The organism is Streptomyces sp. ICC4 (genome assembly GCF_003287915.1).
Lineage (GTDB): Bacteria > Actinomycetota > Actinomycetes > Streptomycetales > Streptomycetaceae > Streptomyces > Streptomyces tritrimontium.
The window spans coordinates 296,745-310,232 of sequence record NZ_CP030286.1; the positions used below are offsets into that span (position 1 = coordinate 296,745).

General features: G+C 68.3%; 13 protein-coding genes. 1 reads left to right on the forward strand and 12 read right to left on the reverse strand.

Translation table 11 applies throughout. The annotated features are described in order from the left end of the window. Positions 1-118 precede the first annotated feature (118 nt). Entirely contained in the window at positions 119-1,948 is a 1,830-nt protein-coding gene (locus DRB89_RS01460) for a glycoside hydrolase family 18 chitinase (protein ID WP_239516722.1), read from the forward strand. A 109-nt stretch (positions 1,949-2,057) separates the two neighbouring features. Here the strand turns inward: DRB89_RS01460 and DRB89_RS01465 are convergent, their stop codons facing one another. From DRB89_RS01465 to glyA, 12 genes are all read right to left on the reverse strand, one after another. Beyond that, positions 2,058-2,507: a DUF2550 domain-containing protein gene (locus tag DRB89_RS01465; RefSeq protein WP_112448433.1), complete on the reverse strand. Its 450-nt coding sequence runs from the start codon at positions 2,505-2,507 to the stop codon at positions 2,058-2,060. A gap of 156 nt (positions 2,508-2,663) precedes the next feature. Next, positions 2,664-3,038, reverse strand: a complete 375-nt coding sequence (locus tag DRB89_RS01470) for a F0F1 ATP synthase subunit epsilon (protein WP_112448432.1) — start codon at positions 3,036-3,038, stop codon at positions 2,664-2,666. Positions 3,039-3,167: 129 nt separating this feature from the next. Next, complete coding sequence (gene atpD, locus DRB89_RS01475; RefSeq protein WP_112448431.1) at positions 3,168-4,610, reverse strand: F0F1 ATP synthase subunit beta; 1,443 nt, start codon at positions 4,608-4,610, stop codon at positions 3,168-3,170. Then, on the reverse strand, positions 4,610-5,527 hold the full coding sequence (locus tag DRB89_RS01480) for a F0F1 ATP synthase subunit gamma (protein ID WP_112448430.1): 918 nt from the start codon (positions 5,525-5,527) through the stop codon (positions 4,610-4,612). The genes atpD and DRB89_RS01480 overlap by 1 nt, the downstream gene beginning before the upstream one ends. Before the next feature lie 20 nt (positions 5,528-5,547). Beyond that, positions 5,548-7,143 carry a F0F1 ATP synthase subunit alpha gene (gene atpA / locus DRB89_RS01485; protein WP_112448429.1) on the reverse strand — a complete coding sequence of 532 codons (1,596 nt, stop codon included), beginning with the start codon at positions 7,141-7,143 and terminating at the stop codon, positions 5,548-5,550. A gap of 130 nt (positions 7,144-7,273) precedes the next feature. Further along, positions 7,274-8,089 carry a F0F1 ATP synthase subunit delta gene (locus DRB89_RS01490; protein ID WP_112448428.1) on the reverse strand — a complete coding sequence of 272 codons (816 nt, stop codon included), beginning with the start codon at positions 8,087-8,089 and terminating at the stop codon, positions 7,274-7,276. After that, positions 8,086-8,628, reverse strand: a complete 543-nt coding sequence (locus DRB89_RS01495) for a F0F1 ATP synthase subunit B (RefSeq protein WP_112448427.1) — start codon at positions 8,626-8,628, stop codon at positions 8,086-8,088. Before DRB89_RS01495 ends, DRB89_RS01490 begins: the two co-directional genes overlap by 4 nt. A 37-nt stretch (positions 8,629-8,665) precedes the next feature. Then, positions 8,666-8,893, reverse strand: coding sequence for an ATP synthase subunit C (locus DRB89_RS01500; RefSeq protein ID WP_046776171.1), 228 nt, complete (start codon positions 8,891-8,893; stop codon positions 8,666-8,668). Positions 8,894-8,971: 78 nt separating this feature from the next. Then, positions 8,972-9,781 carry a F0F1 ATP synthase subunit A gene (gene atpB / locus DRB89_RS01505; RefSeq protein ID WP_112448426.1) on the reverse strand — a complete coding sequence of 270 codons (810 nt, stop codon included), beginning with the start codon at positions 9,779-9,781 and terminating at the stop codon, positions 8,972-8,974. Positions 9,782-10,022: 241 nt separating this feature from the next. Continuing rightward, positions 10,023-10,460: a hypothetical protein gene (locus DRB89_RS01510; RefSeq protein ID WP_112448425.1), complete on the reverse strand. Its 438-nt coding sequence runs from the start codon at positions 10,458-10,460 to the stop codon at positions 10,023-10,025. A 274-nt stretch (positions 10,461-10,734) separates the two neighbouring features. After that, positions 10,735-12,069 (reverse strand): MraY family glycosyltransferase, encoded by a 1,335-nt coding sequence (locus DRB89_RS01515; RefSeq protein ID WP_204358014.1) that lies wholly within the window; start codon positions 12,067-12,069, stop codon positions 10,735-10,737. A 101-nt stretch (positions 12,070-12,170) separates the two neighbouring features. Continuing rightward, a complete protein-coding gene (glyA, locus tag DRB89_RS01520) occupies positions 12,171-13,406 on the reverse strand; it encodes a serine hydroxymethyltransferase (RefSeq protein WP_112448423.1) in 1,236 nt (411 codons plus the stop codon). Positions 13,407-13,488 lie beyond the last annotated feature (82 nt).

Sequence of the window (13,488 nt, forward strand, 5' to 3'; positions counted from 1 at the left end):
AGTCATGCGGCGCGCTCACGGGCGGCGCAGGTCCCACCCCCATGCCGCGGCCGTCCCCACGGCCGCGGCGGACCTCGGAGGAGCACCCTTGAGCACAGCACCCCCACGACGCGCACCACTGCTTCGAAGAGTCGCGGCCGCCCTGGCCGTCCTCACCCTGCCCCTCGCCGGACTCGTGGCCGTCGCCGGCCCCGCCGCGGCAGCCGCCTCGGCGACGGCGACGTACACCAAGGTCTCCGACTGGGGCTCCGGCTTCGAGGGCAAGTGGACGGTGAAGAACACCGGCACGACCACCCTCAGCAGCTGGACCGTGGAGTGGGACTACCCGTCCGGCACCGCCGTCACCTCCGCCTGGGACGCCACCGTCACCAGCTCCGGCACCCACTGGACCGGAAAGAACGTTGGCTGGAACGGCACCCTCGCCCCGGGCGCCACCATCAGCTTCGGCTTCAACGGCACCGGCGGCGGCGCCCCCAGCGGCTGCAAGGTCAACGGCGGCAGCTGTGACGGCGGCACCACCCCCACCGACAATCCGCCCAGCGCCCCCGGCACCCCCACGGCCAGCGGCGTCACCGACACCTCCGTGACCCTCGGCTGGGCCGCGGCCACCGACGACAAGGGCGTCAAGAACTACGACGTCTACCGCGGCGGCGCCAAGGTCGCCACCGTCACGTCCCCCTCGTACACCGACTCGGGCCTGACCAAGGGCACGACGTACGGCTACACGGTCACCGCCCGCGACACCATCGACCAGACCGGTCCCTCCTCCGGTTCCGTCTCGGTGACCACCACCGGCACCACCACCCCGCCCGACCCGGACCCCGGCAACCCCGGCGCCGCGGTCAAGCTCGGCTACTTCACGAACTGGGGCGTCTACCAGCGCAACTACCACGTGAAGAACCTGGTCACCTCCGGCACCGCCGCGAAGATCACGCACATCAACTACGCCTTCGGCAACGTCCAGGGCGGCAAGTGCACGATCGGTGACGCCTACGCCGACTACCAGAAGACCTACGACGCCTCCTCCAGCGTCTCCGGCACCGCCGACACCTGGGACCAGCCGGTCGCGGGCAACTTCAACCAGCTGCGCCAGCTGAAGAAGAAGTACCCGAACATCAAGGTCCTGTACTCCTTCGGCGGCTGGACCTGGTCCGGCGGCTTCGGCCAGGCCGCGGCCAACCCGGCCGCCTTCGCCCAGTCCTGCTACGACCTGGTCGAGGACCCGCGCTGGGCCGACGTGTTCGACGGCATCGACATCGACTGGGAGTACCCGAACGCGTGCGGCCTGACCTGCGACACCAGCGGGGCCGCCTCCCTGAAGAACGTGCTCTCGGCGCTGCGCGCGAAGTTCGGCGGCAGCAACCTGGTCACCGCGGCGATCTCCGCCGACGGCTCCAACGGCGGCAAGCTCGACGTCGCGGACTACGCGGGCGCCGCACAGCACGTCGACTTCTACAACGTCATGACGTACGACTTCTTCGGCGCGTGGGCGGCGCAGGGCCCGACGGCCCCGCACTCCCCGCTCACCTCGTACACCGGCATCCCGATCGCCGGGTTCAACTCCGAGGCCGCGATCACCAAGCTCAAGGGCAAGGGCATCGCCGGCTCCAAGCTCAACCTCGGCATCGGCTTCTACGGCCGGGGCTGGACCGGCGTCACCCAGGCCACGCCCGGCGGCACCGCCACCGGACCGGCCCCGGGCACCTACGAGCAGGGCATCGAGGACTACAAGGTCCTCAAGAACAGCTGCCCCTCGACCGGCACCATCGCCGGCACGGCGTACGCCAAGTGCGGCAGCAACTGGTGGAGCTACGACACCCCCGCCACCATCGCCGGGAAGATGAGCTGGGTGAAGCAGCAGGGCCTCAAGGGCGCCTTCTACTGGGAGTTCAGCGGCGACACCGGCAACGGCGAGCTGGCCACCGCGGTCCACACCGGCCTTCAGTAAGCCCCGCGCGCACGGCTTCTGAACGACGCCCGGTGAAAAGACGAAGCCGGGGAGAGGGGTCCGCCCCCCTCTCCCCGGCTTCTCCACGTTCCGCGGGTCGTACGCGCCCTCAGGCGACGTTCACCCGCTGCCCGGGCGGAGCCGCCTCGAGCCAGGCCAGGAAACCGGTCAGCGCGTCATCGCTCATCGCCAGCTCCAGCCGGGTGCCGCGGTGGACGCAGCCGAGTACGACGGCGTCGGAGAGCAGGGCCAGCTCCTCCTCGCCCTCGGGCGCACGGCGGGCGATGACCTCGATGGAGGACCGCTCCAGCAGCCGGCGCGGCCGCGGGGAGTAGCTGAAGACGCGGAACCAGTCGATGCGGTCACCGCTGTAGCGGGCGACCCCGTACACCCAGCCCTTGCCGGAGACGTCGGGCTCCTCGGCCACGCCCCAGCGCAGGCTGCAGTCGAAGGTGCCGCCGGAGCGCTGGATCAGCCTGCGGCGCAGTCCGAAGACAAACAGCCCGACCACCACCAGGGCCACTACGGACAGGCCGCTCACAAGCAGAGCGAGGAGCATCTTTCACCGACCTCCTCGCTCATCGAAAACCTCAACCGACGGAGCTCCTACCAGACGGAGTCTGGGGGCGACCTGCATCGCCTCAGCCGCGACCCGGTCCGAAAAGTTCCGGAACAGGCCGCGGCTGAGGTTTGAAACTCTTACCGGTACCGGGGCTCAGCGCCCCGAAACCGCGCGCAGCCGGACATCGGCGCGACGCTCGGAGACCGAATCGGTCTCCGCCTTCGCGCGCTCCAGTGCCCGCTCCGCCCGCTCGACATCGATCTCGTCGGCAAGCTCGGCGATCTCGGCCAGCAGGGACAGCTTGTTGTCCGCGAACGAGATGAAACCGCCGTGCACCGCGGCGACGACAGTGTCGCCCCCGCTGGTGCGGATGGTCACCGGGCCCGATTCCAGCACACCGAGAAGCGGCTGGTGACCGGGCATGACGCCGATGTCGCCGGACGTGGTGCGGGCGACAACCAGGGTGGCCTCGCCGGACCAGACACTCCGGTCCGCCGCGACCAGCTCGACGTGCAGCTCAGCAGCCAAGGTGGCTCCTCGGGTCACCACCCGGCGGGAAAGCCGGGTGTTGGGTCAAATTCTAATGGGCGTGGGGAGAGGGACGGGACACACCCGCCCCTCTCCGTCAATCAGCTGTGCTCAAACGCGAGCCCGGCTTTAGGAGACGCCCAGCTCCTTGGCGTTGGCCTTGAGGTCCTCAATGCCACCGCACAGGAAGAACGCCTGCTCGGGGAAGTGGTCGTAGTCTCCGTCGCAGATCGCGTTGAAGGCGACGATGGACTCCTCGAGCGGAACGTCCGAACCGTCCACGCCGGTGAACTGCTTGGCGACGTGGGTGTTCTGCGACAGGAAGCGCTCGACACGACGGGCACGGTGGACAACGAGCTTGTCCTCCTCGCCCAGCTCGTCGATACCGAGGATCGCGATGATGTCCTGGAGGTCCTTGTACTTCTGCAGGATCCCCTTGACGCGCATCGCCGTGGCGTAGTGGTCCGCCGCGATGTACCGCGGGTCGAGGATGCGGGACGTCGAGTCCAGCGGGTCCACGGCCGGGTAGATGCCCTTCTCGGAGATCGGACGGGAAAGAACCGTCGTCGCGTCGAGGTGGGCGAAGGTGGTGGCCGGCGCCGGGTCGGTCAGGTCGTCCGCGGGGACGTAGATCGCCTGCATCGAGGTGATCGAGTGACCGCGGGTCGAGGTGATGCGCTCCTGCAGCAGACCCATCTCGTCAGCCAGGTTCGGCTGGTAACCCACGGCGGACGGCATGCGGCCCAGAAGGGTCGACACCTCCGAACCGGCCTGGGTGTAACGGAAGATGTTGTCGATGAAGAAGAGCACGTCCTGCTTCTGAACATCGCGGAAGTACTCCGCCATGGTCAGACCGGCCAGCGCGACGCGAAGACGGGTGCCCGGGGGCTCGTCCATCTGACCGAAGACAAGCGCCGTCTTGTCGATGACGCCGGACTCGGCCATCTCCTCGATGAGGTCGTTGCCCTCACGGGTACGCTCACCGACGCCCGCGAAGACCGACACACCATCGTGGTTGTTGGCCACGCGGTAGATCATTTCCTGGATCAGAACGGTCTTGCCGACACCGGCACCACCGAACAGACCGATCTTTCCACCCTTGACGTACGGGGTGAGAAGGTCGATGACCTTGACGCCGGTCTCGAACATCTCCGTCTTCGACTCGAGCTCGTCGAAGCGGGGCGCCTTGCGGTGGATCGGCCAGCGCTCGGTGACGTTGGCGTTCTCCTCCGGGTAGTTCAGCACCTCACCGAGGGTGTTGAACACCTTGCCCTTGGTGAAGTCACCGACGGGGACGGTGATGCCCTCGCCCGTGTTGATCACCGTGGCCTGGCGGACCAGACCGTCGGTGGGCTGCATGGAGATGGTGCGGACCAGGCCGTCACCCAGGTGCTGGGCGACTTCCAGGGTCAGCGTCTTCAGCTCGCCGTCCTGGGCCGGGTCGGCCACCTGGACCTTCAGCGCGTTGTAGATCTCGGGCATCGCGTCGACGGGGAACTCCACGTCGACGACCGGGCCGATGACCCGGGCGACGCGGCCCGTGGCGGCGGCCGTCTCAACAGTGGTCGTCATTACTTGTCACTCCCCGCGGTCGCGTCTGCCATGGCGCTGGCGCCACCGACGATCTCGCTGATTTCCTGGGTGATTTCGGCCTGGCGGGCCGCGTTGGCAAGCCGGGAGAGACTCTTGATGAGATCCCCGGCGTTGTCGGTAGCCGACTTCATCGCGCGGCGGCGGGCGGCGTGCTCGGAAGCGGCCGACTGCAGCAGTGCGTTGTAGATGCGGCTCTCGACGTAGCGCGGCAGAAGGGCGTCGAGGACGTCCTCCGCCGACGGCTCGAAGTCGAACAGCGGAAGGATCTCGCCCTTCGCGCCGCTCTCCTCCGCAGCCTGGTCGAGGCTGAGCGGCAGCATCCGGCCGTCCACCGCGTTCTGCGTCATCATCGACACGAATTCCGTGTAGACGATGTGCAGCTCGTCGACGCCACCCTCGGCCGTAACCGTCTGGATGGCCTCGATCAGCGGCGCCGCGACGCGCTTGGCGTCGGCGTAGGCCGGGCTGTCGGTGAAGCCGGTCCACGACTCCGCGACCTTGCGCTCGCGGAACCCGTAGTAGGCGACACCCTTACGGCCGACGATGTACGTGTCGACCTCCTTGCCCTCGCCGCGCAGCCGCTCGGTGAGCCGCTCCGCCTGCTTGATGGCGTTCGAGGAGTAGCCGCCGGCCAGACCGCGGTCGCTCGTGATGAGCAGGACCGCGGCACGCACCGGTGCCTCGACCTCGGTCGTCAGGGCGTGCTTGGTGTTCGAACCGGTCGCCACCGCGGTCACCGCACGGGTGAGCTCGGTCGCGTACGGCATCGATGCCGCCACCTTGCGCTGTGCCTTGACGATGCGCGAGGCGGCGATCATTTCCATCGCCTTGGTGATCTTCTTGGTCGCCGTGACGGCACGGATACGACGCTTGTAGACCCGGAGCTGCGCTCCCATGAGTCAGCTTCCTTCCGTCGTCACTTGGAGACGTTGACGGCCGGCGCGTCCTCGCCCAGCAGCTTGCCGTCCGAGGTCTCGAACCCACGCTTGAAGTCAGCGATGGCGTCAGCGATGGAGGTAAGGGTGTCGTCCGACATCTTGCCGCCGTCCGCGATGGAGGTGAGGAGGTCCTTGCGCGAGACGCGCAGGTGCTCCAGCAGCTCCGACTCGAAGCGACGGATGTCGTTGACCGGGACCTCGTCCATCTTGCCGGTGGTACCGGCCCAGACGGAGATGACCTGCTCCTCGACGGGCATCGGCTGGTACTGGCCCTGCTTCAGCAGCTCGACCAGACGCTTGCCGCGCTCCAGCGAGGACTTCGACGCGGCGTCCAGGTCGGAACCGAAGGCGGCGAACGCCTCCAGCTCGCGGTACTGGGCTAGGTCCAGGCGCAGACGGCCGGAAACCTGCTTCATGGCCTTGTGCTGGGCCGAGCCACCGACGCGGGAGACCGAGATACCGACGTTCAGCGCCGGGCGCTGGCCCGCGTTGAACAGGTCGGACTCAAGGAAGCACTGGCCGTCGGTGATGGAGATGACGTTGGTCGGGATGAACGCCGACACGTCGTTCGCCTTGGTCTCGACGATCGGCAGACCGGTCATCGAACCGGCGCCCATGTCGTCGGAGAGCTTCGCGCAGCGCTCCAGCAGACGGGAGTGCAAGTAGAAGACGTCGCCCGGGTAGGCCTCGCGGCCCGGCGGACGGCGCAGCAGCAGCGACACGGCGCGGTAGGCGTCGGCCTGCTTCGACAGGTCATCGAAGATGATCAGGACGTGCTTGCCGGCGTACATCCAGTGCTGGCCGATGGCCGAACCGGTGTACGGCGCCAGGTACTTGAAGCCGGCCGGGTCGGACGCCGGGGCGGCGACGATCGTCGTGTACTCGAGCGCGCCGGCGTCTTCCAGGGCGCCGCGAACGGACGCGATGGTCGAGCCCTTCTGGCCGATGGCGACGTAGATGCAGCGAACCTGCTTGTTCACGTCGCCCGAGCGCCAGTTGTCGCGCTGGTTGATGATCGTGTCGACGGCAAGAGCGGTCTTGCCGGTCTGACGGTCACCGATGATCAGCTGACGCTGACCACGGCCGACCGGCACCATCGCGTCGATGGCCTTGTAGCCGGTCTGCATCGGCTCGTGGACCGACTTGCGGACCATGACGCCGGGGGCCTGCAGCTCGAGGGCGCGGCGGCCCTCGGTTGCGATCTCGCCGAGGCCGTCGATCGGGTTGCCGAGCGGGTCGACAACGCGGCCGAGGTAACCCTCGCCGACGCCGACGGAGAGCACCTCACCGGTGCGCTGCACCGGCTGGCCCTCCTCGATACCGCTGAACTCGCCGAGGACGACCGCACCGATCTCGCGCTCGTCGAGGTTCAGGGCGAGACCAAGGGTTCCGTCCTCGAACTTCAGCAGCTCGTTCGCCATGGCGGAGGGCAGACCCTCCACCTTCGCGATGCCGTCGCCGGCAGCGCTGACCGTGCCGACCTCCTCGCGCGAGGCCGCGTCCGGCTGGTACGACTGGACGAAGTTCTCCAGTGCGTCCCGGATCTCCTCCGGCCGGATCGTGAGCTCCGCCATCTGGGTTCCCTGCTCTCCTTGTTGGGCCTGAAGCTTCTTTGGGGTCTGGGGGCGACCCCCAGGAATCTTCTGCAAGTTCTGCACGGCCCAACCGGGCCGCTAGGAATGCTTTGTTCTAGTTGGTGGCTGGTCAGCCGGCCATGCGACGGGACGCCTCTTCGATGCGGTCCGCGATGGTGCCGTCGATGACCTCGTCGCCCACCCGCACCGAGATCCCGCCGAGGACCGTCGGGTCCACGTCGAGGTTCAGGTGCATCGGGCGGCCGTAGAGCTTGGCCAGCACCGCGCCGAGACGCTGCTTCTGCACGTCGCTGAGCGGAACCGCACTGGTCACGGTGGCGACCCTGCGGCCACGGCGCTCGGCGGCGAGCGTGGAGAGGGATTCGAGTCCCGCTTCCAGGCTACGTCCACGCGGGTGCGTGACGAGACGCGTGACCAGACGCTCGGTGACGGCGTTCGCCTTGCCGCCGAGCAGGCTGCGCAGCAGCGTGCTCTTGGCGGAGACGCTCGCCGACCGGTCGGTCAGCGCGGCGCGCAGCTCGGTGCTCGAAGAGACGATCCGGCCGAACCGGAACAGCTCGTCCTCGACGTCGTCGAGGGAGCCGGCGCTCTCCGCCGCGGTGAGGTCGGCGGTGTCCGCCAGCCTCTCCAGCGAGTCCACCAGGTCACGGGAGCGCGACCAGCGGGACCGGACCATGCCGGACACCAGGTCGAGGGTTTCCCCGCCCACCTGGCCGCCGAGCAGACGACCGGCCAGCTCGGCCTTGGCCTCGCCGGACTGCGCCGGGTCGGTGATGACCCGACGCAGCGAGACCTCACGGTCGAGCAGCGCGGTGACGGCCGCCAGCTCGCCGGCGAGCTTCGTCGCGTCGACGGACGTGTTGTCCGTCAGCGCGTCGAGACGCTCGCGGGCGGTGGCCAGCGCGTCGCGGCTCGCTCCGTTCATCGGGCGGCCTCGGCCTTCTCCTCGAGCTCGCTGAGGAAGCGGTCGATCGTGCGGCTCTGCCGGGCGTGGTCCTCGAGGGACTCGCCGACGAGCTTTCCGGCCAGGTCGGTGGCGAGCTTGCCCACGTCCTGGCGGAGCGCCGAAGAGGCGGCCTTGCGGTCGGCCTCGATCTGGGCGTGACCGGCAGCGATGATCTCCTCACGCTGCCGCTGGCCCTCTGCGCGGAGTTCTTCCTTGAGCGCAGTGCCCTGCTCCAGGGCGTCCTGGCGCAGGCGAGCGGCCTCGTGCCGGGCTTCGGCGAGCTGGGCCTTGTACTGCTCCAGAACGCTCTGAGCCTCGGTCTGAGCGGCCTCAGCCTTTTCGATACCGCCTTCGATCGCCGCGTGGCGCTCGTCCAGAACCTTGTTGATGTTCGGGAGGAGCTTCTTCGCGAGGAAGCCGAAGACGATGACGAAGGCGATCAGACCGATGACGAGCTCGGGGATCGGCGGGAGGAGCGGGTTGCCCGGCTCCTCGGCCGCGAGAACCAGGAGGTTCACATCAGTGCCTTTCGTCGATTCGGACTAGTCGTGTTCGTCAGGCGTAGACGAACGGCATGACCAGACCGATGAGGGCGAGCGCCTCACAGAAGGCGAAGCCGAGGATCTGGTTGGCGCGGATCAGACCGGCAGCTTCGGGCTGACGGGCAAGAGCCTGGGTGCCGTTACCGAAGATGATGCCGACGCCGACGCCGGGGCCGATCGCCGCGAGGCCGTAGCCAACGGAGCTGAGGGAACCGGTGACGGCAGCAAGGGTCTGGGACATGCCAGTTCTTCCTTCTCTTTCATGGACCGGTGGGGGTTGGCCACCGGACGATTCGGGGGGTTTGCGGAGCGAACTCGCTCAGTGGTGCTCGGCGAGCGCGCCCTGCAGGAAGCTGCAGGCCAGGAGGACGAAGACGTACGCCTGGACAGCCTGGATGAAGAGTTCGAATGCGGTCATCACGATGACCATGACGAACGAGACGCCCGCGTACGCGATGCCGATCCCGTTCAGCAGGTACCAGCTGGCGATGGTGAACAGCAGCAGCAGCGTGTGACCGGCGAACATGTTGGCGAACAGTCGGACCGCGTGGGTGAAGGGGCGGACCAGGACGTTCGAGAAGAACTCGATCACCATGACCAGCGGCAGCACCGCGCCGAGGGACTTGTCGTAGCCGGTGATGTTCTTGAAGCCGCCGACGAAGCCGTGGCGCTTGAAGGTCACCGACATCCACATGACGTAGATGACGAGGGCGAGGCCGGCCGGGTACGCGATGACCGCGGTGATCGGGAACTGGGCGAGCGGCACGATCGACCACAGGTTCATGATCCAGACGAAGAAGAACGTCGCGACCATGAAGGGGACGTACTTCTCGCCTTCCTTCTTGCCGAGCGTCTCGTAGACGATGCCGCGGCGTACGAAGTCGTAGCCCGCCTCGGCGACCATCTGCAACTTGCCCGGGACGACCTTCGGCTTCCGGAACGCGGCCCAGAAGAAGCCGACGATGATGACCGAGCCCAGCAGGGCGAGCAGCATCGTCTTGTTGAAGTACAGGTTGGTGTCGGCGTCACCGAAGATCGGCTCGAACAGGAACGAGTACAGGGTCGGGCCCGGGAAGCCGCAGCCAGTGCCGTCTTCGAAATGACAGTTGATATCGAAGGCGAGCGTCATGTCAGCAGCACTCACCGCAGGGCTCCTTCAGCGTGGCGCATAGGTACGGCAACCTCGTTGTGTCGGCGCGGCGAGCAGCCGCGGTTCGGCACTGGACTGGTGTAACGGATGGTGGGGCGGCAGTCAGGCATCGAGCCTCGCGATGGAACAGGCGTCAGCTCAGATGCCCGCGCCCGCAGTGCCGCAGTTGGAACCGGACGATAGCAGCATCTCGAACGCACACTTATTCCGGCCCTACCCCTCACGACTTGGGCCCCGAATTCTCGGGCTTGTCGCCCTTCATCGAGTCCGGTTCGACGTAAAGGATCTTGGCCTTCATATGAGCACGCGCCTGTGCGCCGATCCACACGAGGGTGGTGGCGACGAGCGTGATCGCGAAGGCCTTGGGGTGGAACAGGGTGGTGTTCTTGAACACGGCGAGAAAGACGAAGAGCGCCAGGATCTGGGCCGTGTAGAGCATGAGCCCCATGGCCTGGAACAGGTGCGGCAGTGATTTCGCCGTGCGCTGCAGCACGAGGAACCCGATGCCCATGAACAGCATCACCACCACCGTCGCGACGACGGCGCCCACGGCCCCCTTGCCACCGGCCACCAGCCCACTGATGACGGCGGCGAGAGCGCCGGCGACAGCCGTGGGTACGGCGGTTTGCAGGAGGGATCGGACGTCATCTGACCGCATGGCGGTTTGCTCCGCGTGGTGGTGGGGGCACGGGACTCGTACGGGACGAGCGTAAGCCCGGTCCGAGTGAGGACCTCGGGCCAATGGACCGTCGCACTACGGTCCTTCGGCTCTGTCGCCGGGTTTAGTGAACGGTATCACAAAGTATTTGATGAGAGCTTTACTCATGGAGTGTGCCGACTGTCACACATGAGGGCTAACCCGCCCGTGTGTGCGCGACAGCGAGGCGGGTTGCCTGGTAAAGGGAGTTCATGTCCGACATGCGCTCATCGTGTCAGCGGGAGGACTCGGCCTTGCGCCGGTCGGGGAAGCGCGAACGGGGGCCTACCGCGGTCGCCCCGTTGACGCCCGCCACACCCGCCGCGATCGGCCTCACCGGCTCCGGCTCCACCGCGGAGGCGTCCAGCAGGGCCGCCTCGGCCGCCCGTTCCGCGTGCCGGTAGCGCGGCGGGACCAGCCGCTCCGCCCACCGCGGGGTCCGCGGGGTGAAGCGCGGCAGCAGGAGCAGGAGCAGGCCCACGGCGCTCAGCCCGGCGATCGCGAGGACGATCCACATCGAGGTGGAGTGCACCGAGTACGCCACGGCGCCGAAGGCGATCAGTCCTGACCAGAAGTACATGATGAGCACCGCGCGGCTGTGCGAATGCCCGAGCTCCAGCAGCCGGTGGTGCAGGTGCCCGCGGTCCGCCGCGAACGGCGACTGCCCCTTCCAGGTGCGCCGTACGACGGCCAGGACCAGGTCCGCCATCGGGATCGCGATGATCGTCAGGGGCAGGATCAGCGGGATGAAGACCGGCAGCATCGCGTGGGTCGCGTTGCGCTCGCCGCCCGCGAACAGCGCCATCGCGTCCGGGTCCACCTGCCCGGTGATGGAGATGGCGGCGGCGGCCAGCACCAGGCCGATGAGCATCGAGCCGGAGTCGCCCATGAAGATCCGGGCGGGGTGCATGTTGTGCGGCAGGAAGCCCAGGCACATGCCCATCAGGATGGCGGCGAAGAGCGTCGCGGGCGCGGCCGCCTCGATCCCGTAGCCGAACCAGATCCGGTACGCGTAGAGGAAGAAGGCACAGGTCGCGATGCAGACCATGCCGGCGGCCAGGCCGTCGAGGCCGTCCACGAAGTTCACCGCGTTGATGGTGATCACGACGAGGGCCACGGTGAGCAGGTTGCCCTGCCAGGGGGTGAGCGAGACCGATCCGACCCCCGGGACCGGGATCCACAGGATGGTCAGACCCTGCATGCACATCACGCCGGCGGAGATCATCTGCGCGCCGAGCTTGATCAGGGCGTCGAGCTCGAACTTGTCGTCGAGCACGCCGACCAGCCAGATCAGGGCCGCCCCGGAGAGCAGGGCGCGCGGCTCGTTCGACAGCTCGAAGACGCCGTTGAGGTTCTGCAGGTGGTCGGCGACCAGCAGCCCCGCGCACAGTCCGCCGAACATGGCGATGCCGCCGAGCCGCGGAGTGGGCTCGCGGTGCACGTCGCGGGCGCGGATCTCGGGCATCGCACCGACCGCGATCGCGAACTTCCGCACGGGCCCGGTGAGCAGGTAGGTCACCGCGACCGTGACGCAAAGCGTCAGCAGATATTCACGCACGGGCTGCCCCAGATGTATCGCCGGCCATCTCAGCCCCACACACTAGCTGCGATGTACTCGCTGTCGGGGACGCACGGGGGCGCTATCCCGGTTGCGGTACATCCTCCTTGTCCCTATTGAACCCCATACGGTGGAAAACCGATCACCAGCTCGTTGACTTCCCTGCGGATCTTCGCGGGCTCCCCGCCGGCCAGCGCGGCCGTGAACAGCTCCGCGATCCGGACCATCTGCGGCCCGCCCATGCCCTGCGTGGTCACTGCCGCGGTGCCGAGGCGGATCCCGCGCTGGTCCCCGTACGGAAGGGCGCAGGTGTCCAGCACGATCCCGGAGGCGGCGAGCCGGCCCCGGGCGGTGGGGCCGTCGAGGCCCAGCGGCGCGGGGTCCGCGGTGATCAGGTGCGTGTCCGTCCCGCCGGTCGTGATCGCGAAGCCGCGGGCGGCGAGCGCGTCGGCCAGGGTCCGGGCGTTGGCGACCACCCGGTGCGCGTACGAGGTGAAGGCCGGACCCGCCGCCTCGCCGAAGGCCACCGCCTTGGCGGCGATGGTGTGCATCTGGGCACCGCCCTGGGTGAAGGGGAACACCGCCCGGTCGATCCGCTCCGCGAACTCGGCCCCGCACAGGATCATCCCGCCGCGCGGGCCCCGGAGCACCTTGTGCGTGGTGGCGCAGACGACGTCGGCGTAGGGCACGGGGCTGGGCGCGGCCCCGCCGGCCACGAGACCGATGGGGTGGGCTGCGTCGGCGATGAGGAAGGCGCCGACCTCGTCGGCGATCTCCCGGAAGACGGAGTACTCGGGATGCCTCGGGTAGGAGATGGACCCGCACACGATGGCCTTGGGCCGGTGCGTGTGCGCGAGCTCCTGCACCTGGAGGTAGTCGATGAGCCCGGTCCCGGCGTCGACGCCGTAGCCGACGAAGTCGAACCAGCGCCCGGAGAAGTTCGCGGGCGACCCGTGGGTGAGGTGTCCCCCGGAGGGCAGCCCCATGGCCAGCACGGTGTCCCCGGGCCGCAGCAGGGCGGCGTAGGCCGCCAGCACGGCGGCCGATCCGGAGTGCGGCTGCACGTTGGCGTGCTCGGCCCCGAAGAGGGCGCTGGCCCGCTCGACGGCGATCCGCTCGGCGAGGTCCGCGTACTCGCAGCCGCCGTGGTGGCGGGCGCCGGGATAGCCCTCGGCGTACTTGTTGGCGAGCGCCGACCCGAGCGCGGTGAGCACGGCGGTCGAGGTGAAGTTCTCGGCGGCGATCAGCTGCAGGGACCCCGCCTGGCGCTGCGCCTCTCCGGCGAGCACGTCCGCCATCTGCGGGTCCTGCTGCCGCAGCAGGTCCGTGGGCTCGGTGATGACGCTCATGGCACGACTCCAGGGGGTACCGGGTACCAGCCACTGTAGGCCGAGCCCGCGCATCGCGCATCGCGGCGCGAAGTCCGCCGGA

Excerpts from the sequence above, each read along its gene's own strand:
- DRB89_RS01465 (WP_112448433.1), bottom strand. The coding sequence starts at position 2,507 with ATGCTCCTCGCTCTGCTTGTGAGCGGCCTGTCCGTAGTGGCCCTGGTG.
- atpD (WP_112448431.1), bottom strand. The coding sequence starts at position 4,610 with ATGACGACCACTGTTGAGACGGCCGCCGCCACGGGCCGCGTCGCCCGG.
- DRB89_RS01480 (WP_112448430.1), bottom strand. The coding sequence starts at position 5,527 with ATGGGAGCGCAGCTCCGGGTCTACAAGCGTCGTATCCGTGCCGTCACG.
- atpA (WP_112448429.1), bottom strand. The coding sequence starts at position 7,143 with ATGGCGGAGCTCACGATCCGGCCGGAGGAGATCCGGGACGCACTGGAG.
- DRB89_RS01490 (WP_112448428.1), bottom strand. The coding sequence starts at position 8,089 with ATGAACGGAGCGAGCCGCGACGCGCTGGCCACCGCCCGCGAGCGTCTC.
- DRB89_RS01500 (WP_046776171.1), bottom strand. The coding sequence starts at position 8,893 with ATGTCCCAGACCCTTGCTGCCGTCACCGGTTCCCTCAGCTCCGTTGGC.
- atpB (WP_112448426.1), bottom strand. The coding sequence starts at position 9,781 with ATGACGCTCGCCTTCGATATCAACTGTCATTTCGAAGACGGCACTGGC.
- DRB89_RS01510 (WP_112448425.1), bottom strand. The coding sequence starts at position 10,460 with ATGCGGTCAGATGACGTCCGATCCCTCCTGCAAACCGCCGTACCCACG.
- glyA (WP_112448423.1), bottom strand. The coding sequence starts at position 13,406 with ATGAGCGTCATCACCGAGCCCACGGACCTGCTGCGGCAGCAGGACCCG.